Below are 26,883 nucleotides of genomic sequence, written 5' to 3'. Positions count from 1 at the left end.
TTGAACATAAAACTACTAATTTTAAATCATCATTCAAATGATTGTAAGGTTACTAATTTGTTATAAGTGCCATCCATAGCAATTAGTTCCTCGTGTTTACCTTGTTCTACAATTTTTCCTTTTTTCATTACCACAATTAAATCGGCTTTTTGAATAGTGGATAAACGGTGAGCAATTACAATAGAGGTTCTATTTTGCATCATGTTTTCCAGAGCGATTTGTACAAATTTTTCGCTTTCGGTATCTAATGCAGAAGTCGCTTCATCGAGGATCATAATCGGAGGATTTTTCAAAACTGCTCTCGCAATAGACAATCGTTGTTTTTGACCACCGGAAAGCTTGTTTCCGCTGTCGCCAATATTAGTATGAATTCCCAGAGGTAAATCTTTTACAAATTCATACGCATTGGCAATTTTCAGGGCTTCAATTATTTCTTCATCAGTAGCATCTAATTTGCCTAAAGAAATATTTGCTTTTATGGTATCATTAAACAAAATACTGTCTTGAGTTACCAATCCCATTAAATCACGAAGAGAATGAATATTCATGTCTTTGATGTCAATACCATCGATAGAAATTGTCCCTTCATTAACATCATAAAAACGGGTAAGTAAATTTGCAATGGTACTTTTTCCGCTTCCGGATTGTCCTACAAGTGCTACTGTTTGTCCTTTTTTTACTTCCAATGAAAAGTCTTTTAGAACTGCTTCATCTTCGTATTTAAAGTTGATATTTTTGATTGTTATATTAGAATCAAAAGTATTTTTGTTAATCGCATTTTCTTTTGAAGTAATTTCGTTTTTGACTTCTAAAACTTCAAAAACCCGTTCTGCGGCGGCTAATCCATTTTTTACGGAATACGAAGCTTTAGAAATGGCTTTTGCAGGCGTAAGAATATTAAAAGCTAATGTCAGATAAACGATAAAGGCAGAGCCTTCTAATGTTTTTTCTACTAACACCAAATTCCCGCCATAAAAAAGTAAGACTGAAATTGTTGTGATTCCCAGAAATTCGCTTAATGGGGTTGCCAGATTATTTTTGCTTCCGATGCTGTTTGATAAATTTAACAATCGGGTTACCGAATCGTTAAATCTGTTTTTGAAATTAGTCTCTGCATTGTAACTCTTTATCACTTTCAACCCGCTCAAACTTTCATCGACGATAGAAATTAGGAAACCACTTTCTTGCTGTGCCTGCAACGATTTTGCTCTCAAATTTTTAGCGATTTTTGAAATGATTAATCCGGAAATCGGGATAAAAATCAAAACAAATAAAGTCAGTTTTGTGCTTATAAAAAACATGGTTACTAAAGCAAAAACAATAGTTAAAGGTTCTTTTACGACAAGTTCTAATATAGAAAAAAAAGAATTTTGGACTTCATTGACATCACCAAGCATTCGAGCCATAATATCTCCTTTTCTTTTTTCAGAATAATAGGAAATGGGCAATTCTATTATTTTATTATACATTGATTTTCTCAAATCCCTTAAAACCCCATTTTTGAGGTGCATGATGTGATGCGAGGCGAGATAATTAAATAAATTTTTGAATAAGAATGTTGTAATAACCATTAAAACAACAAATAACAGCGCAACTTGGATACTATTTTCCTTTGTTAATTCTGAAATTTTATAATACATAAAATCGGAACCAAACTGCTTTATATTTCCTATTCCAGTATATACAGGTTCTTTTTCTATTGTTTTGGTTTTGCCAAACAATACTTCAAGTACAGGAAGAAGTGTTAGCATTGAAATGGTGCTAAACAAGGCATACAGAACATTGTATACCACATTCCAAATAATATGAGACTTATAAGGTTTTGTGTAAGGAATTAATTTTAATAAGCTTTTGTCCATTAGTTCAATTGCATTGCAATAATAATATTTTTTATTTTGTCGTTTAATATAGCCTCTACTTTCGTGAAATTCTCAACCGAATCCAATTCAGCGTTCACGCTGATGTAGAATTTTATTTTAGGTTCTGTACCACTTGGTCTGGCGCAAATTTTAGATCCGTCTTCAGTATAATAAATCAATACATCCGCTTTTGGCATATCGATGATTTCTTCTTCGCCAGTAAGTAAGTTTTTAGCAACAGATGATTTATAATCTTCTAACATGATTACTCTTTGTCCGTTAATTTCTTTTACAGGATTTTCTCGTAAAGAAATCATCATTTGATTGATTTCTGCCAAGCCTTCCATTCCTTTTTTAGTGATAGAAATCAAATGTTCCTTATAAAAACCGTGTGCTACATAAAGTTTTAATAATTCTTTATAAACGGTACTTCCTTTGGCTTTTGCCTGAGCTGCTACTTCGCAAATCAATAAAGTCGCTGCTACGGCATCTTTATCACGAACCGCATCGCCAACCATATATCCAAAACTTTCTTCCCCACCGCCAATGAATTGCAGTTCAGGGAAATCTTTTATCATTTTGGCAATCCATTTAAAACCGGTTAAACCTACTTTAAATCGTACACCATAAGCTGAAGCCAGTTCCATAATCATAGGTGTTGAAACTATCGTAGAACCCACGAATTGTTTCCCATTGATTTTTCCAGCCTTTTTCCATTCTTCCAGTAAAAAAGCGGTCATCAAAATCATAGTCTGATTTCCGTTCAACAAAGTCATTTCTCCTTCATTATTTCTCACAGCAACACCCAATCGGTCGCAATCCGGGTCAGTACCTATTACAATATCAGAATTGGTTTTATCCGCTAATGCTATTGCCATTGCCAATGCTTCCGGCTCTTCAGGATTAGGAGATTTTACTGTTGGGAAATCACCATTTGGAACCCTTTGTTCTTCAACGATATGCACGTTAGGATAACCGGCTTGTGCAAAAGTATCTGGAACAAGTGTAATTGATGTACCGTGCAAAGAAGTAAAAACAATATTCAAATTTTCTTTGGCTGCAGCCGAAGTGCCAAAACTGGCATTTTCGATAGTTGATTTAATAAAAGCTTCGTCAACTTCGGTGTCTATGTATTCTATCAAATCTTCATTTGCAGTAAATTTGATTTGGTTGTAATTTAAATTTTCAATTACATTGATAATTCCCTCGTCTTCCGGCGGAACAATTTGTCCACCATCTTCCCAGTACACTTTATAACCATTATATTCTGGTGGATTGTGGGAAGCAGTAAGAACGATTCCGCATTGGCAACCTAAATATTTAAGGGCAAATGATAATTCTGGTGTTGGTCTCAAACTAGAAAATAAATAAACATGAATACCATTCGCCGAGAAAACATCCGCAACTACTTTGGCCAATGTATCACTATTATGACGACAATCGTATGCAATAACTGCTTTTATGGGTTGGTTAGGAAATGCTGTATGCAAATAATCCGAAAGTCCTTGTGTGCTTTTCCCAAGAGTGTATTTATTGATGCGATTGTTTCCTACGCCCATTACACCGCGCATTCCACCAGTTCCAAATTCAAGATTTTTATAAAAACTTTCTTCCAGATCTTTAGGTGATGTAGTCATCAATTCTTTGATAGATTCCTGTGTTGCTGTGTCAAATGTTGGTGTTAACCATTCATTTACTGCATCCAAAATGTTTTGTTTGATATCCATTTTTGTATGTTTTTTAGTTTCTAAATTCTTAGTTTAAAATTTAAATATAGTTATTTCGACGAATCAATTTCAATTTTTTTGGAGCTATTTCCTGCTATTCGCTATATCTTTTTCTTTTTTAAAGAAAAAAAAAAAAAGGATGCCGCTTCTATCAGGGCTAGTTCGTGTCCTGACGAGAAATGGTTCCTGCAATTTCAATAATTATCCCAATGCAATTTGCAAAATCAAACAATATGATTTGCATTAAATTTTGATTTAGAGTGAAAATTATAAAAAATTAACCTCACTTGAAACTTTATAGCGCTCTTCATTGTTTTTGGTACGCAAAATTATTTCGCCAAGAAATCCGGCCAAAAATAATTGCGTTCCCAATACCATCGTCGTAAGCGCAATATAAAACCAAGGATTTGTAGTCACCAAGCTATAACGCATGTCATTATACATATGGTATAGTTTTGAAATACCAATATATCCAGCAAGCATAAAACCAATGATAAACATTAGAGATCCTATTGCGCCAAATAAATGCATCGGTCTTTTTCCAAAACGGGAAAGAAACCAAATGGTAATTAAATCCAAGAAGCCATTAATGAAACGTTCCATTCCAAATTTAGTTTCCCCGTATTTTCTGGCTTGATGCTGTACTACTTTTTCGCCAATTTTTCCAAAACCGGCGTTTTTTGCCAAAACAGGAATGTATCGGTGCATTTCTCCCGAAACTTCAATGTTTTTAACAACAACATTTTTATAGGCTTTCAATCCACAATTAAAATCATTCAACTCAACTCCGGATGTTTTTCTGGCAGCCCAATTGAATAATTTTGAAGGTAAGTTTTTGGCAACTATGGAGTCGTAACGTTTCTTTTTCCAACCGGAAACCAAATCAAATTTACCATTGACAATCATTTCATATAATCCGGGAATTTCTTCGGGACTATCTTGTAAGTCGGCATCCATGGTGATAATTACATCGCCTTTGGCTTTGGCAAAACCAGCGTGTAATGCCTGAGATTTTCCAAAGTTTTTCATGAAACGAATTCCTTTTACATGAGAATTTTCACGGGCAAATTCTTCGATAATATTCCAAGAATCATCCGTGCTTCCGTCATCCAGAAAAATGATTTCATAGGTGTAATTATTCGATTGCATCACTTTAATGATCCAAGTATAAAGTTCTTTAAGTGATTCCTCTTCGTTAAGAAGGGGTATGAGTATGGATAAATTCATTACTATTTATTCTTGTGATGGAGATTTACTTTTAAAAAAGGCTGCCATGATCAATCCTAATATGGCGCAAAAAAAGATATTAAAAATTGATCCTTTTAGTTGTTCAACGATTGAATAAGGATCCGTTTCTTTTAGCTTTGAAATGGTTTCATTTAAAGAGGATGCCGCTACTCCAAATTTTTCAGAAGTGCTGATCAAATATTTTATGGTTAAATCTAGCAGTGTAGCTTTTACAGACGGATCTATGAAATTGAATAAAATAATTTTAAAAACAACAGAAATAAGCACTCCAATTACTGCTGTAATAAAATAGGTAGTGAAGGCTTCTTTAAACGGGAATACACCATTTAATTCTTTTTTTGTTTTGGAAAGCGATACAATTGGAACAATGATAAAAACAGAAAAACTTAATAGGGTTGTCCACCAAGCAATAAACAATTCTATATCTATAGCATACATTAAAGTAGTGATTAATGATAATATTACTCCCGTGATTATCCCGAATGTAATTCCGTTTCTTTTTATAATTTCATTAACCATTAGTAGCTGTTTATTTATTAATCCACAAATATAGCAATTCCCAATATATTCGAGGATAAAAATCGCTTTTTACGATTATATAAAAAAAGTCAAGCAAAGATTTGATTATTGGAAAAAAATTGTAAATTTGCAAACTCAAAATAATATTGTAAAACAAAAAGTTATAAGGAGTTTATACCTTTTCTGTTAGAAGAAAAGCTTCAAGACAAGTTATAATTAACAAATAAAAAAAGATTAACAAGATGAAAAAAGGAATTCACCCAGAAAATTACAGATTAGTTGCATTTAAAGACATGTCGAATGACGAAGTTTTTATTACTAAATCTACTGCAGATACAAGAGAAACATTAACAGTTGACGGTGTTGAATACCCAGTTGTGAAAATGGAGATCTCTAGAACTTCTCACCCTTTTTACACAGGTAAATCTAAACTTATTGATACTGCAGGACGTATTGATAAATTCAAAACTAAATACGCTAAACACGTTAAATAATTTTAACTTGTTTTCAAATACAATTAAGCCTTCCTTTCGGGAGGCTTTTTTTATTTTTATCTATTTGAAAACTTTGTAACTTTGGCTTCAATATTATTAAAACGGTAGGTTGGTGAAATTAATTTTTGAATCAACAAATAACCAAATCAACAAATAAACAATTTTTATGAATTACATACTTTTTGATGGTCCTTCACGAAATGCATTATTGCCTTTTACTTTCACGCGTCCAGTTGCGGATATTCTTATTGGGATAATGACCATTCGTCAAAAATGGGAAATGCGTTTGGGTTCCACTACGACCACATTGACAGAAGAATATTTGTCGGAGAAATTTCCAATGGTAGAACTAGAAGAAAATGTGATGATAAATGCCTCTTTTCTTCCTAATGATGTTTTGGTGGAAATGGTCAGTAATCTGGAGTCCAATCAGGCTATTTTTAAAGGAGATGAAGTAATTGCTTTTCATACCAACGAAAATCAGGAAGAAGTTGATTTTGATACCTATGAAATTATAGAATATCAAGATGATTGCTTAACGGTGGAACATACGTGGGATATTTTTTCCAAAAATGATGCGGCAATACGAGAGGATTTTGAATTCTTAACCGAAGACAGAAAATCACAACCCATTCCCAAAAGTGTTAATGTCATCGCCCCGGAAAATATATTTATAGAAGAAGGAGCAAAGTTGGAATTTGTTACCTTAAACGCATCTACAGGACCTATATATATAGGTAAGGATTCTGAGATTATGGAAGGTTCGGTAATCCGAGGTCCATTTGCCTTGTGCGAAAATGCAACTGTAAAAATGGCTGCGAAAGTCTATGGCGCAACAACTGTTGGTCCGCATTCAAGAATTGGAGGCGAAGTTAATAATTCGGTATTGTTTGGCTATTCGAATAAAGGACATGACGGGTTTTTAGGAAATTCTGTTCTTGGCGAATGGTGTAACATTGGTGCCGACAGTAATAATTCGAACTTAAAAAATAATTACGAAGAAGTGAAATTGTGGAGTTATGAAACCGAAGGTTTTGCTAAAACAGGACTTCAGTTTTGTGGATTGATGATGGGAGACCACAGTAAATGCGGAATTAATACGATGTTCAATACGGGAACGGTAGTAGGAGTAAGCGCTAATATTTTTGGAAGTGGATTTCCCCGCAATTTTGTACCGAGTTTTTCTTGGGGAGGCGCTTCGAGATTTACGACTTATATAACCAAAAAAGCGTTCGAAACGGCTCGATTAGTTATGGCTCGCAGAAACGTTGACTTTGACGAAAGAGAAGCTGCGATTTTAGAACATGTTTTTGAGGAATCTAAAAAGTGGAGGAAAGAGTAATACGATATAAAATCATTTGAAAGAGTGAAAGTATGGATCTGAAAAGGGATTATAAGAAATTTGAAATAATAATTTCTTATAATCCCTTTTCCAAATTGTCTAATTATCAATTTAATCTATCTTTGCACTTTCAAAAAAATGTTCATCAGTTAATACAGCTTTAAATTTTTGAACATTAAACTTTAAACAAAAACAATGATTACAGTTAACGATATTTCCGTGCAATTTGGCGGCACAACACTTTTTAGTGATGTTTCTTTTGCTATAAATGAAAATGATAAAATTGCCCTTATGGGTAAAAATGGAGCTGGAAAATCGACGCTTCTTAAAATTATTGCGGGTCAAAGTAAGCCTTCAACCGGTAATATTTCGGCACCCAAAGATGCTGTTGTGGCGTATTTGCCTCAGCATTTATTGACTACAGACGGTGCGACGGTGATGGAAGAAACTTCTAAAGCTTTTGGTGAAGTTTTTGGAATGAAAGCGGAAATCGATGAAATCAATGAGCAATTGACAATTCGTACGGATTATGAAAGTGATGCCTACATGAAATTAATTGAAAGAGTTTCGGACTTAAGCGAGAAATTTTATGCTATCGAAGAAATAAATTATGAAGCCGAAGTAGAAAAAATTCTGATTGGTTTGGGATTTGTTCGCGAAGATTTTAGCCGTCAGACTTCGGAGTTTTCCGGAGGATGGAGAATGCGAATAGAACTTGCCAAAATCCTTTTGCAAAAACCAGACTTAATTTTACTGGATGAGCCTACCAATCACATGGATATTGAAAGTATTCAATGGTTAGAGGATTTCTTGATTAATTCAGCCAAAGCGGTTGTGGTGATTTCTCACGATAGAGCTTTTGTAGATAATATTACGAATCGTACCATCGAAGTTACCATGGGGCGTATTTATGATTATAAAGCAAAATATTCCCATTATTTGGAACTGAGAAAAGACCGTAGGGTTCACCAGCAAAAAGCATACGATGAGCAACAACGTATGATTGCTGATAATAGGACTTTTATCGACCGTTTTAAAGGGACGTTTTCTAAAACAGATGCCGTTCAATCCCGAGTTAAGATGTTAGAGAAACTGGTTATTGTACAGGTTGACGAAGTAGATACTTCGGCATTAAAATTAAAGTTTCCTGCTGCAATACGTTCGGGACAATATCCTGTGATTGTGAAAGAATTGTCAAAATCATACGGCGAGCATGTTGTTTTTAAAGATGCGAATGTTGTGATTGAAAGAGGCGAGAAAGTGGCTTTCGTAGGGAAAAATGGCGAAGGAAAATCGACGATGATTAAAGCAATCATGAAGCAAATTGAGATTGATGGCGGAAGTTTAGAAATCGGTCACAATGCACAAATTGGTTATTTTGCCCAAAACCAAGCCTCTTTATTGAATGAAAACGCCACTATTTTTGAAACCATTGATGATATTGCCGTAGGCGATGTTCGAACTAAAATCAAAGATATTTTAGGTGCTTTCATGTTTCACGGGGATGATGTAACGAAGAAAGTAAAAGTGCTTTCTGGTGGTGAGAAAACGCGTTTGGCAATGATTAAATTATTGTTGGAACCGGTTAATTTATTGATTCTGGATGAGCCTTCGAATCACTTGGACATGAAAACCAAAGACATTATCAAAGAGGCGCTGCGTGATTTTGACGGAACCTTGATTTTGGTTTCTCACGACAGGGATTTCTTGGATGGATTGGCGACTAAGGTTTTTGAATTTGGAAACAAAAGAGTAGTGGAACATTTTGAAGATATTACTGGTTTCTTGGCAAATAAAAAAATGGACAGTATGAGAGAGATAGAGAAGAAGTAGTTCAGTTTAGCAAACGGAATTTACATTTTGAAGAATAAAAATCAGGTATACAGATAATGTATGCCTTTTTTTATGTTGTACGGTTTTTAACCATTTCGAATTCTAAAAAAAAAATATTCTTTTGGAATAATTTGGGAACACTTTTTGCAGCTTTATTTTTAGGGATGTAATATAAGTATCTTACAACTAGTTATTTGATGTTTTTTTTTCGTGCCTTGTATTAAAATTTGATGTCAATATGTAAAATTTGAAATCATGAAAAAAATAATTTTATCCTTTGTGTTCTTAACGACTTGTTTGTTGAGTTTGCCGGTGTTTTCTCAAATAGAAAATGAACCGGTAGCTTTAGGTTTGCCGGGTGATAACCTAAATCTGTATGCTGTATTGGACATTTTTCAAAAATCAAAAACATTAGAAGAATTTGAAAGAGCTATTAATAGCAAAGATAGAAATATCAATAATCTGGATTTAAATAATGACAATTTAATAGATTACATTCGAGTAGTCAGTTATAGAGATGGTGATTCTTATTCTATTGTGCTTCGTGTGGCGATAAATAGATCGGAAGATCAGGATGTTGCTGTTATTGAAGTCAATAAAAACAGATACGGAAAGATTGTTGTTCAAATTATAGGAGATGAAGAATTGTATGGTGAAGATTATATTGTGGAGCCTAATTCAGAAAATACTTTTGGAACCCTAAATCCTGGTTATGCAGGCAATGAAAGAGTGTTTAGTGATACATATTGGAATGGCGTTTTTTACGTTAATGATTGGCCAATAATAATCAATTTATTTTCACCGTCATTTGTAATTTATACATCTCCATGGTATTGGGGATATTATCCATATTATTGGCGTCCTTGGACTCCTATTTATTATTATAATTATTGGGGTTATCATAGTTATTATTATAGAAATCCATTTTATCGCAGAACAGGATATGTAAGATATCCGCTTTCCTATTCGTATTATTCTTCCAGAAGGACCAGTTCTCCAATAGTACGAAGAAACCGGATAAATGATACCTATAGAAGAACCTATGAGGGAAGGACTTTTAGAAGACCAGAAACACCTGTTCTTCCAAGAACTAGAGAAGCGATACCGAGAACTCGTCAAGGAAATTCTCCGGGAACCCGTCCGGGCCAGATTAATGAGCCAAGGACGCGTCAATCTATGCCGAGAACTCGTCAAGAAAATGCTCCAGGGAATCATCAACCGATACCGAGAAATCGTCAAGAAAATGCTCCTGCGAATCGTTCTGTTCAGCCAACCGCACCAAGGAATTATCAACCCATGGAGAGAGATCGCCAAGAAAATACTCCAGCGAATCGCCAGTCTATGCCAAGAAGGGATAATCCAAATCGGTCTGGGGACAGAAGATAATTTGAACGATTGAAATTTGAGTTTTTGAGCAAAAAAAAGAGACATTGTTTATTGACAATGTCTCTTTTTTTTTTATAATCGTATTCCGGGAGGAAGTAATTCTTTGTAAACAGGATTTTTTTTGAAAAACACCACTATTTTAGGAAGAATGGGAACAACTTTAAATTTTCGTTCAATCGCAATTTCCATGATGTTTTTTAGAAAATTAGAAATGAATTCCTCATCTTCAAATGAATCAGGAACATTGATTTTTGTCAAAAATATTTTTTTCTCCTGAAACGAATATTCGACAGAAACCAATCCTTCGTCAACTATAGTTTCAAATTGTCTTGCAAAAGTATTGTCTTTGATTTCCATAGTGATTGCTGCTTCCATACTAATTTAACTGTGATTCATTGGTACTTCTACCAAAAGTATTTTTGATTGAGTTATAACCTTGATTTCAAATTGATCGAAATCAGTTATTCCCATGGCATCTCTTGCCTTCATAATTTGATTATTAACTTCTATTTCGCCTTCAATTAAAAATAAATAAACTCCGTTTTGAGGAATTTTAACTTCGTAGGTGGTAGTGCTGTTGCTATCGAAAATACCTAAATAAAAAAAGGTCTTCTGGTAAACCCAAAGCGCATTTCCGTCAGTACTGTCTTTTGGCGAAACAATATTTACAAAGGTATTGATTTGATTTTCAATATCAAATGATTTTTGGTCGTATCTTGGTGTAACTTCTTCTTTGTCAGGGAATACCCATAGTTGTAATGTTTTGGCATTGTCTTTTTGACTGGCATTCATTTCAGAATGTTCCACTCCGGTTCCGGCACTCATTACTTGGACTTCTCCAAAACGAATTACGCCTTCATTTCCCATACTGTCCTTGTGCATCAATCCGCCTTCAAGTGGAATGGTAATGATTTCCATATTGGCATGACTGTGCGTACCAAAGCCTGTTCCTCCTGCAATGGTATCGTCATTTAAAACGCGTAACATTCCAAATTGTACCCGTTCCGGATTGTGATAATTTCCAAACGAAAAGGAGAAATTGGCTTTAAGCCAACCAAAATCTGCTTTGCCTCTTGTGCTCGATTCAAATAGTTGTGTAGTCATAAATTATTGGTAATATCAAGTGGTAATTCGGGTAGTGTCCGATAAAAAAATTATTTTTATACAAAATTCGCTATAAAAAAGCAGAATGCTGTTATAAAACCGTTAAAACAATTATGAGTAAAATCCCAGTTTATCTAATGCCCGGATTAGCGGCAAGTACTGCAATTTTTGAGCGGATTGCACTTCCGACAGATACCTTTGAGATACATTTATTAGAATGGGAAATCCCAATGGACAATGAATCTTTAACGGATTATGCAAAACGAATTGCCGATAAAATTAAGCATAAGAATCCTGTTTTGATTGGAGTTTCCTTTGGTGGTATTTTAGTTCAGGAAATGGCAAAATATATTGATGCCCGAAAAGTAATTATTATTTCGAGTGTGAGAAGTAATTTGGAATTTCCTCGCAGATTAAAAATTGCCAAGACCACTAAGGCCTATAAACTGATTCCGATGAATCTGATTTTAAATATGGAAAGTCTGGCTAAATTTTCCTTTGGGGAAAAAGTGAATCAAAGGCTTAAATTGTATGAAAAGTTTCTTTCGGTTCGGGATATTCGTTATTTGAATTGGGCAGTAGAACAAGTTGTTCTTTGGGACAGAACAGTTGTTGATGAAAACGTAATTCATATTCATGGCGATATGGATGATGTTTTTCCGATAAAAAATATTAAAAATTGTGTCGTTGTTAAAGGTGGAACGCACATTATGATTTTGAATAAATACAAATGGCTGAATGAAAATTTGCCTTCCATTATATTGGAAACAAAAAAAGAAGCAAACGTGCTTTTGTAAGGAAACGAAAGACTTAAAAAAAGAAAATATGAAATTGATAAATAAATTTACGCTACTCTTCACCGTAATTTTTGCAAGTGGGATATTTATTTTTGCCGTTGCAAATCCAGAAGAGAAAGAAAACTTAAAAAAAGAATCAGTGTCGGTTTTTCCAGTAAAATTGGATTTTGCAGGGGAAGAAACACCATTGAAAATATCGGATGTTAAGGAACGTTTGGACAGGGAATTGTTGGTAAATGTAAATCTGCATGCGTCGACTATTTTGGCTATAAAAAGAGCCAATCGTGCTTTTCCTGTAATTGAACCTATTTTGAAAAAGAACGGAATTCCGGATGATTTTAAATATCTGGCTGTTATAGAAAGTGGTTTAGTGAATGTGGTTTCGCCAGCGGGAGCTAGAGGTGTTTGGCAATTCATGCCGGAGACTGCCAAAGAAAGAAAAATGGAAGTCAATGAAAACGTTGATGAACGTTATGATTTAGAAAAATCTACAGAAGCGGCTTGCAGTTATTTTTTGAGTGCCAAAGGAAAATTTGGAAGCTGGACCTTGGCGGCAGCCTCTTATAACGGTGGAATGACAGGTGTGAATAAACAAATTGATCTTCAAAAAGTGTCTAATTATTATGATTTGTTGCTTACGGAAGAAACGTCTCGCTATGTTTTCAGGATTTTAGCGTTGAAAGAGATCATGAAGAATCCGGTAAAATATGGGTTTGCCATTGCTCCTGAAGATTTATATGGAGCTTTGCCAACCAAGAAAATTGAAATTGACAGTTCGATTACTGATTTGGCCAGTTTTGCAAAAAGTCAGGGGATTAACTATAAGATTTTGAAAATACACAATCCTTGGTTAAGGGAAACGAAATTGTTGAACGATACCGGTAAAAAATACCAAATCGAAATTCCTTTAAAGGGATATTAATTTAAGACAAAAAAAAGGGTCAAATGTGTATCATTTGACCCTTTTTCGATAATTGTAAAAAATTATATTTTCTTCATTTGATCTTTCATCATCGTAATCTGATCTTTCAACATATTCTGTTTGTCTAATTTTTTAGCTTCATTCAATAGGGAAGTGGCTTCTAATTTCCGGCGGCGGGTCATAGCAACTCCGGCTAAATTCAATTTGGCTACAGCCAAATCCATATCCATTGATAATCCTAACTCAATCGCTTTCTTGAAATATTTCTCCGCTTGGTTGATATTCGTTTGCGAAAGCATGATTCCGTGTAAGTAATTGAAATATCCTTGTTGTTTTTGCACTAAAGCAGTTTCGGGATTTTTGATGTAAGCTAACCACTTTTTAGCGCCTTCAAAATCCTGTTTTCTTAGTTTTAAGAAGGCAAGTAAGATGAATTCGTTTTTGAAGTAAAGAAAAATAGGAATTGCACTCAATAAAATAAGGAATATTCCGTTACCGATATTTCCTTCTGTAAATTGCCAAATGCCAGTAGCTATAATAAGTCCGGCGATAATAAGTTTAATATTTCTGTGAAACATAGTGTGTTTATTTTAAGATCACAAATATAGTAAAAGGAATTGAAAATATTTTTACAAAACTGCTTGTGAGAAAAAAAAGTCTTTGTATATTTGCACTCGGTTTTAGAATAACAGTTATTCGAAATTAGGAAGACATATAAATAAGATTTTAAAGATACAAAGCAATGAGCAAAAGAACGTTTCAACCATCGAAAAGAAAAAGAAGAAATAAGCACGGATTTATGGACAGAATGGCTTCTGCTAATGGAAGAAAAGTTCTTGCGCGTAGAAGAGCTAAAGGAAGACATAAATTGACTGTTTCTTGTGAACCAAGACACAAAAAATAATGTTTTTATAAACATATATAAGGCGTTACTTTTTTTAGTATCGCCTTTTTTTATACCTTATCGTTAAAAATGTTAAGTTTTAATGCTAAGGGGTTAAAGTTGAGTAACTTTGAACTTCGAAAAAAATAACTACACAACACAATACTACCATAAAATGCCAAAAGATACATCCATAAAATCAGTTTTAATAATAGGTTCAGGCCCAATTGTTATTGGTCAAGCATGCGAATTTGATTATGCAGGATCACAATCTGCTCGTTCTATTCGTGAAGAAGGAATTGAAGTGATTCTAATCAACTCCAATCCGGCTACGATTATGACCGACCCAAGTATGGCCGATCACGTATATTTGAAACCATTAACGACCAAATCTATTATTGAAATCCTTAAAGCGCACCCGCAAATCGATGCTGTTTTACCTACTATGGGTGGACAAACCGCTTTGAACTTGTGTCTGGAAGCCGATGAAAAAGGAATTTGGGCTGATTTTGGAGTAAAATTAATCGGGGTTGATGTCAATGCCATTAATATTACCGAAGACAGAGAGCAGTTCAAACAATTGCTTGAAAGAATTGGAATTCCTGCTGCACCGGCAAAAACAGCGACTTCTTACCTTGAAGGAAAAGAAATTGCCCAAGAATTTGGTTTTCCGTTAGTAATCCGTCCTTCCTTTACTTTAGGTGGAACCGGAGCTGCTATCGTTTATAAAAAAGAAGATTTTGATGAACTTTTAACCAGAGGTTTAGAAGCATCACCAATTCACGAAGTTTTAATTGATAAAGCTTTAATGGGTTGGAAAGAATACGAATTGGAACTTTTGAGAGATAAAAACGATAATGTTGTGATTATCTGTTCTATCGAAAATATGGATCCAATGGGAATTCATACCGGAGATTCCATCACGGTTGCACCAGCAATGACATTGTCTGACACGACTTTCCAAAAAATGCGTGATATGGCCATCTTGATGATGCGTAGCATCGGAAATTTTGCCGGAGGTTGTAACGTGCAGTTTGCCGTTTCGCCAGACGATAAAGAAGACATTGTAGCGATTGAAATCAATCCTCGTGTGTCTCGTTCATCTGCTTTGGCATCAAAAGCAACGGGTTATCCTATTGCAAAGATTGCTTCCAAACTAGCTTTGGGGTACAATTTAGATGAATTGCAAAATCAAATTACCAAATCGACTTCGGCTTTATTCGAACCAACTTTGGATTATGTGATTGTAAAAATTCCACGTTGGAACTTTGATAAATTCGAAGGAGCTGACAGAACGTTAGGACTTCAAATGAAATCCGTTGGTGAAGTAATGGGAATTGGACGTTCATTCCAAGAAGCATTGCACAAAGCAACGCAATCATTGGAAATCAAAAGAAATGGTTTAGGAGCTGACGGAAAAGGATATAAAAACTACGAACAAATTATCGAGAAACTGACTTTTGCGAGTTGGGATCGTGTTTTTGTGATTTATGATGCTATCGCGATGGGAATTCCATTGAGCCGCATTCATGAAATCACTAAAATTGATATGTGGTTCTTGAAACAATATGAAGAGCTTTATACTTTAGAAAAAGAAATTTCAAACTATAAAGTAGAATCTTTGCCAAGAGAATTGTTATTGGAAGCGAAACAAAAAGGTTTTGCGGACAGACAAATCGCGCACATGGTAGGTTGTCTGGAAAGTCAAGTTCACACTTTACGTACTACAATGAACATCAATCGTGTATTCAAACTGGTTGATACTTGTGCTGCTGAGTTCAAAGCGAAAACGCCTTACTATTACTCGACTTTTGAAGCCGAAATAGAAAAAGCGGACGGAACTCGTTACGTTGACAATGAAAGTGTTGTTACGGATAAAAAGAAAATAATTGTTCTTGGGTCAGGTCCAAACAGAATTGGGCAGGGAATCGAATTTGATTACTCTTGTGTTCACGGGGTGCTTGCCGCCAAAGAATGTGGGTATGAAACCATCATGATCAACTGTAATCCAGAAACGGTTTCGACTGATTTTGATACAGCCGATAAATTGTATTTCGAACCTGTTTTCTGGGAACATATCTACGATATTATCCAACATGAGAAACCAGAAGGTGTTATCGTGCAATTAGGGGGACAAACTGCCTTGAAATTGGCCGAAAAACTGTCTAAATACGGAATAAAAATTATAGGAACTAGTTTTGACGCTTTGGATTTAGCCGAAGACAGAGGACGTTTCTCAGAACTTTTAACCGATTTAAAAATTCCTTTCCCACAATTTGGAATTGCAGAAACAGCGGACGAAGCTTCTGCTTTGGCTGATACTTTAGACTTTCCATTATTGATTCGTCCTTCTTATGTGTTGGGTGGTCAGGGAATGAAAATTGTAATCAACAAACAAGAATTAGAAGAGCACGTAATCAATTTATTGAAAACGATTCCAGGAAATAAATTGCTTTTAGATCATTATTTGGCCGGAGCAATTGAAGCCGAAGCTGATGCGATTTGCGATGGGGAGAATGTGTACATCATAGGAATTATGGAGCACATCGAACCCTGTGGAGTGCACTCTGGAGATAGTAACGCGACTTTGCCACCATTTAACTTAGGGGAGTTTGTAATGCAACAAATAAAAGACCATACCAAAAATATTGCGTTGGCTTTGAGAACGGTTGGTTTAATCAACATTCAGTTTGCGATAAAAGACGATCTTGTTTATATCATTGAAGCGAATCCTAGAGCGTCTCGTACGGTTCCTTTTATAGCAAAAGCATACGGAGAACCTTATGTGAACTATGCGACTAAAGTAATGTTAGGTCACAATAAAGTAACCGACTTTACTTTTAACCCACAGTTGAAAGGATATGCCATCAAGCAACCGGTTTTCTCTTTCAGCAAATTCCATAATGTGAATAAAGCATTAGGACCAGAAATGAAATCAACAGGAGAAAGCATCTTGTTTATTGATGACTTGAAAGACGATCAGTTCTACGAATTGTACTCTAGAAGAAAAATGTATTTGAGTAAATAAAACTTGAATTATTGATATTTAAAAAGCCCCGAAATTTCGGGGCTTTTTTTGTGGGATAATCTTGTTCGTTGTGGACGCAAAGTCAGAGACATTTGCCCAGCGTAAACCGACTAACTCTTAGTAGAGCAGGCTTTTTTTATGATTTTAAGGTTTTATCCTAACTATTTTATTATCCTTGAGAATAACCAATTCGCTATTTGTTTTCTTTTTGAATTCGATTAATTTCTCGTAAACCTTGTTCATCCCATCAACAATTTTTTGTTGGTTTTGAGATCTTTTATACTCTTTCATTCCAATATTTTTTTAAGTTATAGAATTTAGTTTCGCTTAAAATTTTTATTTCAGTGTCTAAAGATTTTTCCGCAATTAATTCTGGTACTCCAAATGAATTATCAAAAATAAGCACTTCATCTGCAATTTCAAGATAAATTTCAAAAAGGTTTTTAATTCCATTGATGTATCTACGCTTTATGACTTCGGTTTCTATATTATGACCTCCTTCAATGACTCGAGTTTTAACTCTTTCTATCGCTAAATCAACAGTCTCTAACCAAAAAAATAACAACGTTACATTATATTTTTGCTTTTTTGCTTCGACAATTTTAGATTTATAACTTTTGGTTGCCAAAGTAGTTTCAAAAGCAAAGGTTTGATTTGTTTCCAAAAGTTCGTTGATTCGTTTGAGCATTATTCTTCCTGCTTCAAAAGAGACTTTTTCAGGCTGAAAAGGCGATAATCCTTTGGCAATTTCATCTGCATTTACAAATTCTTTGCAATTTAAAATTTCTGGTAAAATAGTAAAGGAAGCAGTTGTTTTTCCTGCTCCATTGCAACCAGCAATAATGTAAAGGTTTTTATTCATTTATACAAAGGTAAATAATTTTAGGTATGAAAATTATTAGTTTTTTATTCAATCATCTTAATCTATAGATGAATCAACAGGAGAAAGCATCTTGTTTATTGATGACTTGAAAGATGATAAATTCTACGAATTATATCCAGAAGAAAAATGTATTTGAGTAAATAAAAACTTGAATCTGTTATATGTAAAAAGCCCCGATTGGGGCTTTTTTGTGGGATAGTTTTTTGTGTTAGTGGCTCATTGTTATGGGGTCAAAGTCGGAGACATTTGCCCAGCGTAAACCGACTAACTCTTCGTAGAGCGAATGACTTTGCCACCCAGCAGGCTATATTTATTAATCATTAGTCCACTTCATAAATTCTTCAAATACATCCATCCAATGATATTCGGGTTTATTTTTTTGCCAAATGATAAATGAATGGTCATAATCTGGATATACTTTAAATGTTAGATTGTTTTTTTTATGTCTGATGAACTCAATTGGAATCAAATAGGTAGATTCAATAGGTACAGATTCGTCTTTTCCACAAGCTGTAACAAAAATTGGGATTTTGATTTGAAGTAAATTATCAATCGCTGCTTCAGAAAATTTTGTCCAACGTCGAAATGTATGTCCTTCCCAAAATTTACTAATAGAGTTTTCATCCGCTTCAATTTCTTTAAGTTGATTTAATAAAGAGTCCATTTTTACTTTTCCTTGATTTTCTGTTAAAGTACCTTTTTGAATCTCTTTTCTAATAAAAAGTGTGAAATCATAATACTGAGTGTTTCCATCGCCTGACCAAAACCCAATATGAGTTAAATCTTTATTTATTGTTCCTAATTTAGCAGCAACATCGCTTCCTTCAGAATGACCAATTGCAATAATTTTTTTAGGTTTTTTAACTAAATTCCTTATTAAATATTTAAGGACTTCATTTGCTTGGTTTGCCCTGTATTCTAAAGATTCATTTTCATAAAACAATTTTGTAGCTTTAAATTCACTATTTATTGTTGAAAAAGGGATTCCTTTTTTTGATATAACAACAAATACGAAGTTTTTGGGTATTTTTTCTAAGTCAAAAGGAATATGACTTTTTATATAAGTCATTTTACCTTCTTTTTTAATATTCATAAAAGGTTCTGGCCCAGAACCCTGTAGAAAAAGTAAAATGCTATTTGTATTCTCAATTTTATCATTTGAATATAAATGAAAATTGATGGTGTCTTTCTTTTTAATTATTGAATAGTGTTGATATTTATCTGGTTTTGGGTTAAATTGTCCTAGTAAATTAATAGATAAAAAAAGGAATAATAATGTTTGACAATATTTCATTTTTTGTTAGGTCTTTTAAAATTGCTCATAGCTAAATCTAATATAATCAATGCTAAAAGAGTTAAAACTATTTGTAATTAAATTCGTCTTTTCAAATATAATCAAATTGCCACTCTCTTCTTATTTATTAAGTATTTTCTTTAAAGTAATTCACAATCAGCCACAAAAAAGTCCCAATAAAGGGACTTTTAAATATCAAAATTCTGAAATTATTTCTTCTTTAATTTCTCCTTGAAAAAATCAATAGTTCGTGTCCACGATAGAGTTGCGGCGGCTTCATCGTATCGTGGAGTGGTATTGTTATGAAAACCATGATTCACTCCTTCATAGAAATAAGCGACATGTTCTACTTTATTCTTTTTAAGGATAGCTTCATAAGCGGGCCAACCCTCATTTACTTTGGTATCTAAACCGGCATAATTTGCCATTATGGGTGTCTTTATTTTTTCGGCTTCCTCGGCTGTTGGTTGTCCGCCGTAATAAGGAACTGCTGCACACAAATCTGGAATTTTGACCGCCATCATATTAGCAATCCAACCGCCAAAACAAAATCCTACTACACCAATATGTCCATTACAATCTTTGTGTGATTTTAGGTATTCGTAGGCAGCAATGAAGTCTTCGAGCATTTCTTCACGAGTACGTTTTTTTTGTAATTCCCTTCCGGCATCATCATTTCCGGGATAACCGCCCAAAGGCGATAATGCGTCTGGTGCCAAAGTGATAAATCCTTCTATTGCGGCTCTTCTGCCTACATCTTCTATATACGGATTCAGTCCTCGATTTTCATGTACGACAATGATTCCCGGTAATTTCTTTTTGGTGTCGGTCGGTTGGGATAAAAGCCCTTTGATTTTTCCTCCGCCTTTAGGAGAATCGTAGGTGATAAATTCTGATTTCAACCTTGGATCTCCGGGTTTTATCAAAATAGAATCGATGTAGTTTGGCGTCATAAAGCTAAGGAGTGATGGAAGTGTAAGACTACCTACCGCAAACAGTGATAACTTTTCAACAAATTGCCTTCTTTCTATTTTATTATGGGCGTAGTCATCGTATAAATCAAAAATCTCCTGACTGATATCTTCTTTGGTTAGCTTTTTCATAAAATTTATTTTAATTCAACTAATTTAGGGAAAAAAGCGATTGTTTTAGCATCATTCGGAATTACACTGTTTCGATTCTATCTAACTTTTTTTAAATCGTTGGTGTTAAGAATTCGGGATAGTCCTACGGCACTATAAAATCGGCTGGATCTGCGTGCTAAAAAAAATTCACGCAGATTTTGCAGATTAAGCAGATTAGTGTTGAGGAAAATCTTTTTTTATCAGCGTTTCGCTTTAGCGAGACCGTTTCAGCTGCGTACCATTTGACAACACTTTTCTCTGTTAGTAATGCTTTGTTAAAGTCCCAACCCTAGTTTCTTGAAATCAGTATGTGCATTAGTTGTTCTTTTTATTCTAGGCAATATTCTCCAATCCACCCGGAAACGGTCTATAGGCGTAATAATGCAAGACTTCTTCAATGGCTATTTTTAAGGCTTCGTTTATGGGGAGTAAAGTAATGGCGAGCCTGTTGTCAATTTGAGACAGTTGCATGTAATAATCCGAAAAAATGGGCACGTATAATCCTTTGCTTATGGCTTCTTCAGTATCCTTGTAGTTTTGTTGTTGTTCTTCTTTGATTATTTTGCAAGTGGCCAATCGCAGTTTACCATATTTATCTCTGCTCGCGGCATACCCAAAAAGTCTGCAAATCAATCCGCGATAGCGGTAGTTGCTGCAGCTTCCGTTGCTGCGGTCCAAGATATCTATTGGTCGGTATAAATGACAGTTGCTGTCGGATTTATTGTTCAATTCCATTAACATTTCTTCGGCTTTGCTGTTTAAAAACAGGTATAATGCCCAAGGCAAAAACTCTAACGGAGAAGCAACGATGTCTGGTGTAGAACAGCATTGGCCACAGCCAGTACGACAATGTAAATTAGTTTCTGATTGGAAAACACTAATTTCATTTTCAAGACGGTCGAATAATTCTTCAACCAGCCGAACTTTATGTTCTATAGACATTGATTTTTGTGTAAGGTAGTCTATTAAAAAGGGGTAACTGTATAATTAAGTTTTTCTTATCGTTTATAATTTATATGGTTGTTTTTCAATTGCAAAGCTATAAAGCAGGAAGGAAGTATTTATTTTGTAGGTACGAATTAGTCTTCTCTTAAAAATTCAAATAATTCGTCATCCTGAATGATTGTTACTTTGCTGCAATGAGACAAGTGTGAAAACGAATAAGACTTTCTGATATTGAAGAATCCACTGCCGGCTAATCTGAATTTTCCGGTACATTCTGGAACACCTGCTGATGAATACCGGTTTATTAAGTATCCTTCGTCAATTGGTTTCAACCAAAACCAACCTCCGGCAACTTCGCCACCCAACCATTGGCTGTCTTTGGGAATATTTTCAGGTTTAGTTGGTGCCGGTAGCGTGCCTTTTACGTTTTCTTTGGTATATACTGTATTGGAGTGATGATGTTGCCTTTTTGGATTATCAGCAACAATTTCCGGTATAATGACTTTATCCGAAAGACAGTTGATATTGGTTATGGGCATGGGTTTGAGACGCCATAAATAGCGCAATTTAAAACGGTATTTTAGCGCAGGGGTTCCAGCCAAAATTCCGTTTCTCACAAACCGACAACAATTGATTCCATTAATTACAAATGGACCAAAAGGAATCGCGTCTTTACTTTGCAGTTCTTTAATTTTGGATCTGGAAGATTCAATATTTACAGGACAATAGGAAGCATATAACGGTCCCATACCAAAAGTAGTTTCGTTGTTTTGAATTTCATTCAACAGCTCTTTAATATTTGCGATTTTATTATTGATAAAATGAGCTTTGGTATGAATTTCAAGATTTGCATCTGTAGTAATATCCCGAATCCGTCCATGCTGATAAGGAGCATGGTATCTTCCACAATCAAAATAAGAACAATTGCCTGAGGCGACGTCTACTAATATCAATGACGCATGACCTACTTTATATTGAAAGTTTTTGTTATGACCCAACCAGCGCATTGGGGTATCATACCAGGAACCGGGCTGTTTGCCAATAAATTCAGGCCAGGCAATTGCGATTGCCATTCCGTTATGTTTAGTCATTTTAAAACGTTTTGGGGTTATTCCAGTTTTTTATCTTTTGGCATTGTTCCAAAAATAATGTCCCAAAGCGGAAATGTAAGACCAAAAGCTACCGTTTCATTTTTGTAATGGTGTAAAAGATGGTGTTTCCATAGATAGCGAAAAAAGTTTTTGGGAGCTTTGGTTGTGTGTATGAAATAATGTAAAGACAGATAGTACGAATACCCCATTAAAAAACCCGGGAAAAATAGAAGAACATACTTGTCCATAATAAGCCAGAAAATAAATATAAATAAGCCAGCGAGTGGCATGGATACAGGAAGAGGCAAAACCAATCGCTGTTTGTCCCGGGGAGTAGTATGATGCATTCCATGAATCTTGAATATCCATTTCTTAGGGTTTTTATATTCTGCCGAATGATAAATAAACCGGTGTATTAAATATTCGGCAAGTGTATAAACAAAGGTTCCCGAAAAAAATAACGCTATATATCCCAGTATTGATAGCTTTATTTTGATTATACCAAATAGGAGTATGCTTAGCGATATAAGTGCTAAAGTGGCGATTACAAACAAAGCATTGGTTTTTGTAAGACTTTCCAAGATAGGATTTTCAAAAAGTCGTATGGATTCCTTTGATTTTTTCATATTTGTTTGTTTTTAATGCTTCCAACGCTGTAAAATTGAGAATATTTAATATTTTGATTTTGCCGAAAAAAGTTATGAAATAATTTTCATTCCCCTTGGTTTTTCTCAAAATTCACCATCCAATTCACACCAAATTTATCAGTGAATGTCCCGAAATAGCCTCCCCAAAAAGCATCTTCCATAGGCATTCCTACTTTTCCACCCGCTGAAAGTGCATTAAACAGTTTGTCAGCTTCCTCTTTACTTTCTGCACCTATGGAAAGCGAAAAATTATTTCCGTAAATGGTTTTAGCGCCAAACGATTCGAAGCTGTCACTTCCCATTATAGCTGTTTCTTTACTGATGGGTAAGGAAATGTGCATTATTTTTTCGGCATCTCCCGGAGGGCAGGTTTTGCCCTCTTGCATTGGCATATCTTTAAATCTTCCAAAATAGGAGAATTCACCACCAAACACTGATTTGTAAAAATTGAATGCTTCTTCGCAATTTCCATTATAGGTGATGTATGTGTTTACTGTTGCCATTGTAGTTTTATTTAAATGTTAGATTGTTTGTTTTTTTAATTGATTTGAATACTATCAATAACTTAGAAAGATAAATGGTTTTAAGTGTTAAATTGAAAACATAGATTGGGGACTTTGGGACAAGCATAAAAGGATTACTCGTTTTCTTTTGTCAAATGTCTTTTGTACCAGACAATCGCTAAATCAGCTACTTCCTGTAATTTTTCTGACTCTTCGAATAAATGGGTCGCTCCCGGAATTATTTTCATTTCTTTTATTGATTGCAGTTCGTCATAAGCCATTTTATTCATCCCAATAACCGGGATATCTTCACCACCAACAATGAGTAGTGTTGGAGCGGTTACTAATGGTAATTCAGTAATTGCTAAATCAGGGCGTCCGCCGCGTGATACTACCGCCTTTATTCTTTTTCCAAAATGAGCTGCTGCCTTCAATGCTGATGCTGCTCCCGTGCTGGCTCCAAAGTAGCCTATGGGTAAGTTTTTGGCACCTTTATAGCCCATTAACCATAATGTAGTTTCGATTAATCGGTTGGCCAGTAAATCGATATTAAACCGGTTTTCATAAATACGATCTTCGTCTTCGGTAAGTAAGTCAAACAAGAACGTGCCTATCTTTTGTTGCTGAATGAGTTCTGCTACCATTCTGTTTCGGGAACTGAACCTACTGCTGCCACTGCCGTGTGAAAAAACAATAATCCCAATTGCATTTTCAGGAATTACTAAATCCCCTTTCAATGTGACAGATGACAAGGGGATTTCCAAATCTAATTTCTCCATGATTGATTTTTTAAAATAAAACAATACGTAGATTTGTAATGCTATTCAATAGGGCTTTTAACACTCAATATTTTAATTACTTCGTCATCTTCGACTTGGTCAAATTCTTCGTAACATCCGCCTACACCTCTAAAAGATTTGGAGGCAATCAGGTAGATAAACTCATCTGCATTTTTCTCAAATACTGCTACAGTCTCACGAGGTAAAACCGGTACTGCAACAATAATTTTTGCAGGGTTTCTTTTTCGCAACATACTTATGCTGACCAGTAAGGTATTTCCGGTTGCGATACCATCATCTACCACAATTACGTTTTTCCCTTTTATATCAATAGGTTCGCGATTGCCCATGTAGAGTCCATATTTTCCCCGCAATAATTTTCGGAGTCTGACGATTGCTTCTTCTATATATTCATTGGAAACACCAGGATGTTCATCAATAATCGTAGAATCCATTGATACGGCACCTATGGCAAATTCCTTATTGTAAGGATGTCCAATCTTTTTGGAGAGCACAATGTCTAAAGGAAGATGTAAACTTTTGGCAATTATATATCCCACAGGCACTCCGCCTCTGGGAACAGCAAGAACTACAGTATTGGTATTCTGATATTTTTTTAATTTTTCTGAAAGCAATAAACCCGCTTCAATTCTATCTTTTAACATCTGGTTATACATAAACATTTAGTTTTATATAAAAAAAATAAAATACAATATAAAGGTACTGATTTTCAGTTAGTTTGATTTATTTTAAAACATTTTATTTTAGGAGGCAAAATTTAAAATCTTATCTGGTTGGGTTTGATATAAAGCCCAAAAAAATCATTGCATAAGGGATTTGTAAATAAAAGACTTGAACTCAAAAAAAGATTGAACAAATTAAGATCCCATTTGAAAGTAAAAAAAAATCTCGTTCAAAACTTTTGAGCGAGATTTCTTTTTATAAAGGCTTTTGTATTATGAGCGAATACTAAAAAGCATTATTTAGTTTTAATTCGATTTTTATATTAATCATCAATAGATTGTCCAACTAATTGACGAAATTTCCAACCTGTGGAATCCGTACTGGCTTCTTGTGTTTGCTTCATTATGATTCCGATAATATTTTCTTTTGGATCTGCGAAATATTGGGTGTTGAAGTATCCTCCCCATCCAAATGTACCCTTACTGTTTCTGCCTCCCATTTTTTCGCCTTTTTCGTCAATAACTTCAAAAGCCAAGCCATGATAGGCCCCAGTGTCTCCTCGTAGATTACCTATTTGATTTTTCATCATAAATTCGACTGTAGTTCTGCTTAGTAGACGGATACCGTTTAATTCTCCATTATTCAAATACATTTGTAGAAAAGTAGCGTAATCTTTAGCAGTACTAGATAAACCAGCCCCTCCAGAGAAAAAGCGTTGCGCTCCCTTTACTGGATAATTAGGGTCATAAAATGTGGTAGGAAACTTAATCCAATTTCCATTTTCTTTTTTCTGAATCGAAACCAATCGATTATGTTTTGACTCGGGAAGATAGAATCGGGTGTCATTCATTTCCAGCGGGTCAAAAATTCGTGTTTTGTAAAATTGATCAAGCGGCATTCCTGAAACTATTTCTATAAAATAACCTAATACATCAAGGCTTTCGCTATAAGTGAACTTTTCCCCCGGATTATGGTGTAAAGGAAGTTTTGCCAGTTTTTTAATGCTTTCTTCTATACTAATGTTTTCTGTGGTAAACAAATCGGTTATTCCGGCATTTTTATATATTCTTTTAAAGCGCACGTCACTGTCTATTGCACCATAACCAATTCCGGAAGTATGTGTTAAAAGATGTCTTATGGTAATTGGATTCTTGGCAGGAATAGTTTTATAAGTGCCATTTTCATAAAGAGTGTCTAAAACCTGTTCGTTTTTAAATTCTGGAATATATTTTGAAATGGGGTCTTCTAATTTAAATTTTCCTTCTTCCCATAGCATCATAATTGCAGTAGAGGTTATGGCTTTTGTTTGCGAAGCGATTCTAAAAATAGCATCACGTTTTAATTCTTTTCCGGATTCATTATCAGCCATTCCAAAGGCTTTGTAGTAAACAATTTTTCCGTTTCTTGCCACTAGGACAACAGCTCCAGGAATTTCATATTTTTCTACTGCTTCTTTACACATTGAATCAATTCTTGCTAGTCTTTCTTCTGACATTCCAACACTTTTAGCAGACGCTTCCTTAAGTAACGGAGATTTTTTAATTGAAGTTGTTTGTGCAAAAGACGATAGTGTGTAAATACTGAAGAGGAGAAGGAACAGATTTTTCATAAAATATTTAGTTTAGTTTCTATTTTCCTGTTCGAATAGGAAAAGAATCGGTGGCTAAAATACTAATAATTTTTTAGTTAGTACTCTCAACAAAAAATAGGATCGGTAAGTTGTTTTAACCCACAAGTCCCAAAAATATCCCTTTACAAAGTAAAATTCAAGCTGTTTTTTTAGCTATTTTT

Annotated in this window: 26 protein-coding genes; 8 read left to right on the top strand and 18 right to left on the bottom strand. The window is 34.6% G+C overall.

What is annotated here, in order from left to right:
- Window positions 1-29: 29 nt before the first annotated feature.
- The 4 genes from ACM55K_RS09760 to ACM55K_RS09745 all read right to left on the bottom strand — a co-directional run bounded on the left by ACM55K_RS09760 (window position 30) and on the right by ACM55K_RS09745 (window position 5,353).
- Window positions 30-1,859: an ABC transporter ATP-binding protein gene (locus ACM55K_RS09760; RefSeq protein WP_416850049.1), complete on the bottom strand. Its 1,830-nt coding sequence runs from the start codon at window positions 1,857-1,859 to the stop codon at window positions 30-32.
- Window positions 1,859-3,586, bottom strand: coding sequence for a phospho-sugar mutase (locus tag ACM55K_RS09755; RefSeq protein ID WP_416850048.1), 1,728 nt, complete (start codon window positions 3,584-3,586; stop codon window positions 1,859-1,861). The genes ACM55K_RS09760 and ACM55K_RS09755 overlap by 1 nt, the downstream gene beginning before the upstream one ends.
- Window positions 3,587-3,853: 267 nt before the next feature.
- Entirely contained in the window at window positions 3,854-4,813 is a 960-nt protein-coding gene (locus ACM55K_RS09750; RefSeq protein ID WP_416850047.1) for a glycosyltransferase family 2 protein, read from the bottom strand.
- A 6-nt stretch (window positions 4,814-4,819) separates the two neighbouring features.
- Window positions 4,820-5,353, bottom strand: a complete 534-nt coding sequence (locus tag ACM55K_RS09745; protein WP_416850046.1) for a DUF4199 domain-containing protein — start codon at window positions 5,351-5,353, stop codon at window positions 4,820-4,822.
- A gap of 242 nt (window positions 5,354-5,595) precedes the next feature.
- Here ACM55K_RS09745 and ACM55K_RS09740 point away from each other — a divergent pair, with 242 nt between their 5' ends.
- The 4 genes from ACM55K_RS09740 to ACM55K_RS09725 all read left to right on the top strand — a co-directional run bounded on the left by ACM55K_RS09740 (window position 5,596) and on the right by ACM55K_RS09725 (window position 10,408).
- The gene (locus ACM55K_RS09740) at window positions 5,596-5,847 is read left to right on the top strand and encodes a type B 50S ribosomal protein L31 (protein ID WP_039109118.1); all 252 of its coding nucleotides are present in this window, start codon (window positions 5,596-5,598) and stop codon (window positions 5,845-5,847) included.
- A gap of 166 nt (window positions 5,848-6,013) precedes the next feature.
- The gene (locus tag ACM55K_RS09735; RefSeq protein ID WP_416850045.1) at window positions 6,014-7,189 is read left to right on the top strand and encodes a GlmU family protein; all 1,176 of its coding nucleotides are present in this window, start codon (window positions 6,014-6,016) and stop codon (window positions 7,187-7,189) included.
- 195 nt (window positions 7,190-7,384) lie between these two features.
- A complete protein-coding gene (locus ACM55K_RS09730; protein ID WP_416850044.1) occupies window positions 7,385-9,022 on the top strand; it encodes an ABC-F family ATP-binding cassette domain-containing protein in 1,638 nt (545 codons plus the stop codon).
- A gap of 255 nt (window positions 9,023-9,277) precedes the next feature.
- Complete coding sequence (locus tag ACM55K_RS09725; RefSeq protein ID WP_416850043.1) at window positions 9,278-10,408, top strand: hypothetical protein; 1,131 nt, start codon at window positions 9,278-9,280, stop codon at window positions 10,406-10,408.
- A 72-nt stretch (window positions 10,409-10,480) separates the two neighbouring features.
- On the opposite strand, the gene ACM55K_RS09720 is transcribed toward ACM55K_RS09725, so the two are convergent.
- Window positions 10,481-10,765, bottom strand: a complete 285-nt coding sequence (locus tag ACM55K_RS09720; protein ID WP_416850275.1) for a GNAT family N-acetyltransferase — start codon at window positions 10,763-10,765, stop codon at window positions 10,481-10,483.
- 24 nt (window positions 10,766-10,789) lie between these two features.
- On the bottom strand, window positions 10,790-11,512 hold the full coding sequence (locus tag ACM55K_RS09715; protein ID WP_416850042.1) for a pirin family protein: 723 nt from the start codon (window positions 11,510-11,512) through the stop codon (window positions 10,790-10,792).
- A gap of 113 nt (window positions 11,513-11,625) precedes the next feature.
- Between ACM55K_RS09715 and ACM55K_RS09710 the strand changes: the two genes are divergently transcribed.
- Both ACM55K_RS09710 and ACM55K_RS09705 read left to right on the top strand, forming a co-directional pair.
- Window positions 11,626-12,309 (top strand): alpha/beta hydrolase, encoded by a 684-nt coding sequence (locus ACM55K_RS09710; RefSeq protein WP_416850041.1) that lies wholly within the window; start codon window positions 11,626-11,628, stop codon window positions 12,307-12,309.
- 28 nt (window positions 12,310-12,337) lie between these two features.
- Window positions 12,338-13,231: a lytic transglycosylase domain-containing protein gene (locus ACM55K_RS09705; protein ID WP_416850040.1), complete on the top strand. Its 894-nt coding sequence runs from the start codon at window positions 12,338-12,340 to the stop codon at window positions 13,229-13,231.
- Between the two features lie 62 nt (window positions 13,232-13,293).
- On the opposite strand, the gene ACM55K_RS09700 is transcribed toward ACM55K_RS09705, so the two are convergent.
- Window positions 13,294-13,809 (bottom strand): DUF2892 domain-containing protein, encoded by a 516-nt coding sequence (locus ACM55K_RS09700; protein ID WP_416850039.1) that lies wholly within the window; start codon window positions 13,807-13,809, stop codon window positions 13,294-13,296.
- Window positions 13,810-13,973: 164 nt separating this feature from the next.
- On the opposite strand from ACM55K_RS09700, the gene rpmH reads away from it, so the two are divergent.
- Together rpmH and carB are read left to right on the top strand one after the other, a co-directional pair.
- The gene (gene rpmH / locus ACM55K_RS09695; protein WP_007136275.1) at window positions 13,974-14,135 is read left to right on the top strand and encodes a 50S ribosomal protein L34; all 162 of its coding nucleotides are present in this window, start codon (window positions 13,974-13,976) and stop codon (window positions 14,133-14,135) included.
- A 154-nt stretch (window positions 14,136-14,289) separates the two neighbouring features.
- Complete coding sequence (carB, locus tag ACM55K_RS09690; RefSeq protein WP_416850038.1) at window positions 14,290-17,142, top strand: carbamoyl-phosphate synthase large subunit; 2,853 nt, start codon at window positions 14,290-14,292, stop codon at window positions 17,140-17,142.
- Between the two features lie 144 nt (window positions 17,143-17,286).
- On the opposite strand, the gene ACM55K_RS09685 is transcribed toward carB, so the two are convergent.
- The 11 genes from ACM55K_RS09685 to ACM55K_RS09635 form a co-directional block, all read right to left on the bottom strand.
- Window positions 17,287-17,433: a hypothetical protein gene (locus ACM55K_RS09685; RefSeq protein WP_416850037.1), complete on the bottom strand. Its 147-nt coding sequence runs from the start codon at window positions 17,431-17,433 to the stop codon at window positions 17,287-17,289.
- A complete protein-coding gene (locus ACM55K_RS09680) occupies window positions 17,420-18,004 on the bottom strand; it encodes a zeta toxin family protein (protein ID WP_416850036.1) in 585 nt (194 codons plus the stop codon). The genes ACM55K_RS09685 and ACM55K_RS09680 overlap by 14 nt, the downstream gene beginning before the upstream one ends.
- Window positions 18,005-18,338: 334 nt before the next feature.
- Window positions 18,339-19,319, bottom strand: coding sequence for a dienelactone hydrolase family protein (locus ACM55K_RS09675; RefSeq protein WP_416850035.1), 981 nt, complete (start codon window positions 19,317-19,319; stop codon window positions 18,339-18,341).
- A gap of 209 nt (window positions 19,320-19,528) precedes the next feature.
- Entirely contained in the window at window positions 19,529-20,422 is an 894-nt protein-coding gene (locus ACM55K_RS09670) for a dienelactone hydrolase family protein (RefSeq protein WP_416850034.1), read from the bottom strand.
- Window positions 20,423-20,776: 354 nt separating this feature from the next.
- Complete coding sequence (locus ACM55K_RS09665) at window positions 20,777-21,385, bottom strand: YkgJ family cysteine cluster protein (protein WP_416850033.1); 609 nt, start codon at window positions 21,383-21,385, stop codon at window positions 20,777-20,779.
- A gap of 137 nt (window positions 21,386-21,522) precedes the next feature.
- A complete protein-coding gene (locus ACM55K_RS09660; protein ID WP_416850032.1) occupies window positions 21,523-22,479 on the bottom strand; it encodes a DUF6695 family protein in 957 nt (318 codons plus the stop codon).
- 17 nt (window positions 22,480-22,496) lie between these two features.
- On the bottom strand, window positions 22,497-23,105 hold the full coding sequence (locus ACM55K_RS09655; RefSeq protein ID WP_416850031.1) for a sterol desaturase family protein: 609 nt from the start codon (window positions 23,103-23,105) through the stop codon (window positions 22,497-22,499).
- Between the two features lie 86 nt (window positions 23,106-23,191).
- On the bottom strand, window positions 23,192-23,629 hold the full coding sequence (locus ACM55K_RS09650) for a VOC family protein (RefSeq protein WP_416850030.1): 438 nt from the start codon (window positions 23,627-23,629) through the stop codon (window positions 23,192-23,194).
- Between the two features lie 134 nt (window positions 23,630-23,763).
- Window positions 23,764-24,408: a dienelactone hydrolase family protein gene (locus ACM55K_RS09645; RefSeq protein ID WP_416850029.1), complete on the bottom strand. Its 645-nt coding sequence runs from the start codon at window positions 24,406-24,408 to the stop codon at window positions 23,764-23,766.
- A gap of 41 nt (window positions 24,409-24,449) precedes the next feature.
- On the bottom strand, window positions 24,450-25,085 hold the full coding sequence (locus ACM55K_RS09640; protein ID WP_416850028.1) for a phosphoribosyltransferase: 636 nt from the start codon (window positions 25,083-25,085) through the stop codon (window positions 24,450-24,452).
- A gap of 329 nt (window positions 25,086-25,414) precedes the next feature.
- Complete coding sequence (locus tag ACM55K_RS09635; protein ID WP_416850027.1) at window positions 25,415-26,701, bottom strand: serine hydrolase domain-containing protein; 1,287 nt, start codon at window positions 26,699-26,701, stop codon at window positions 25,415-25,417.
- Between the last annotated feature and the right edge of the window lie 182 nt (window positions 26,702-26,883).

This window comes from Flavobacterium arabinosi (assembly GCF_048158725.1).
Classification (GTDB): Bacteria; Bacteroidota; Bacteroidia; order Flavobacteriales; family Flavobacteriaceae; genus Flavobacterium; species Flavobacterium arabinosi.
This window is presented reverse-complemented; position numbering and strand designations above follow the sequence as displayed.

Coding starts and splice junctions, on each gene's coding strand:
- ACM55K_RS09710 (WP_416850041.1), top strand. CDS start 11,626: ATGAGTAAAATCCCAGTTTATCTAATGCCCGGATTAGCGGCAAGTACT.
- carB (WP_416850038.1), top strand. CDS start 14,290: ATGCCAAAAGATACATCCATAAAATCAGTTTTAATAATAGGTTCAGGC.
- ACM55K_RS09760 (WP_416850049.1), bottom strand. CDS start 1,859: ATGGACAAAAGCTTATTAAAATTAATTCCTTACACAAAACCTTATAAG.
- rpmH (WP_007136275.1), top strand. CDS start 13,974: ATGAGCAAAAGAACGTTTCAACCATCGAAAAGAAAAAGAAGAAATAAG.
- ACM55K_RS09640 (WP_416850028.1), bottom strand. CDS start 25,085: ATGTATAACCAGATGTTAAAAGATAGAATTGAAGCGGGTTTATTGCTT.
- ACM55K_RS09715 (WP_416850042.1), bottom strand. CDS start 11,512: ATGACTACACAACTATTTGAATCGAGCACAAGAGGCAAAGCAGATTTT.
- ACM55K_RS09705 (WP_416850040.1), top strand. CDS start 12,338: ATGAAATTGATAAATAAATTTACGCTACTCTTCACCGTAATTTTTGCA.
- ACM55K_RS09680 (WP_416850036.1), bottom strand. CDS start 18,004: ATGAATAAAAACCTTTACATTATTGCTGGTTGCAATGGAGCAGGAAAA.
- ACM55K_RS09745 (WP_416850046.1), bottom strand. CDS start 5,353: ATGGTTAATGAAATTATAAAAAGAAACGGAATTACATTCGGGATAATC.
- ACM55K_RS09670 (WP_416850034.1), bottom strand. CDS start 20,422: ATGAAAAAGCTAACCAAAGAAGATATCAGTCAGGAGATTTTTGATTTA.
- ACM55K_RS09750 (WP_416850047.1), bottom strand. CDS start 4,813: ATGAATTTATCCATACTCATACCCCTTCTTAACGAAGAGGAATCACTT.
- ACM55K_RS09735 (WP_416850045.1), top strand. CDS start 6,014: ATGAATTACATACTTTTTGATGGTCCTTCACGAAATGCATTATTGCCT.
- ACM55K_RS09725 (WP_416850043.1), top strand. CDS start 9,278: ATGAAAAAAATAATTTTATCCTTTGTGTTCTTAACGACTTGTTTGTTG.
- ACM55K_RS09635 (WP_416850027.1), bottom strand. CDS start 26,701: ATGAAAAATCTGTTCCTTCTCCTCTTCAGTATTTACACACTATCGTCT.
- ACM55K_RS09650 (WP_416850030.1), bottom strand. CDS start 23,629: ATGGCAACAGTAAACACATACATCACCTATAATGGAAATTGCGAAGAA.
- ACM55K_RS09755 (WP_416850048.1), bottom strand. CDS start 3,586: ATGGATATCAAACAAAACATTTTGGATGCAGTAAATGAATGGTTAACA.
- ACM55K_RS09720 (WP_416850275.1), bottom strand. CDS start 10,765: ATGGAAATCAAAGACAATACTTTTGCAAGACAATTTGAAACTATAGTT.
- ACM55K_RS09665 (WP_416850033.1), bottom strand. CDS start 21,385: ATGTCTATAGAACATAAAGTTCGGCTGGTTGAAGAATTATTCGACCGT.
- ACM55K_RS09730 (WP_416850044.1), top strand. CDS start 7,385: ATGATTACAGTTAACGATATTTCCGTGCAATTTGGCGGCACAACACTT.
- ACM55K_RS09655 (WP_416850031.1), bottom strand. CDS start 23,105: ATGAAAAAATCAAAGGAATCCATACGACTTTTTGAAAATCCTATCTTG.
- ACM55K_RS09740 (WP_039109118.1), top strand. CDS start 5,596: ATGAAAAAAGGAATTCACCCAGAAAATTACAGATTAGTTGCATTTAAA.
- ACM55K_RS09700 (WP_416850039.1), bottom strand. CDS start 13,809: ATGTTTCACAGAAATATTAAACTTATTATCGCCGGACTTATTATAGCT.
- ACM55K_RS09645 (WP_416850029.1), bottom strand. CDS start 24,408: ATGGAGAAATTAGATTTGGAAATCCCCTTGTCATCTGTCACATTGAAA.
- ACM55K_RS09675 (WP_416850035.1), bottom strand. CDS start 19,319: ATGAAATATTGTCAAACATTATTATTCCTTTTTTTATCTATTAATTTA.
- ACM55K_RS09660 (WP_416850032.1), bottom strand. CDS start 22,479: ATGACTAAACATAACGGAATGGCAATCGCAATTGCCTGGCCTGAATTT.
- ACM55K_RS09685 (WP_416850037.1), bottom strand. CDS start 17,433: ATGAAAGAGTATAAAAGATCTCAAAACCAACAAAAAATTGTTGATGGG.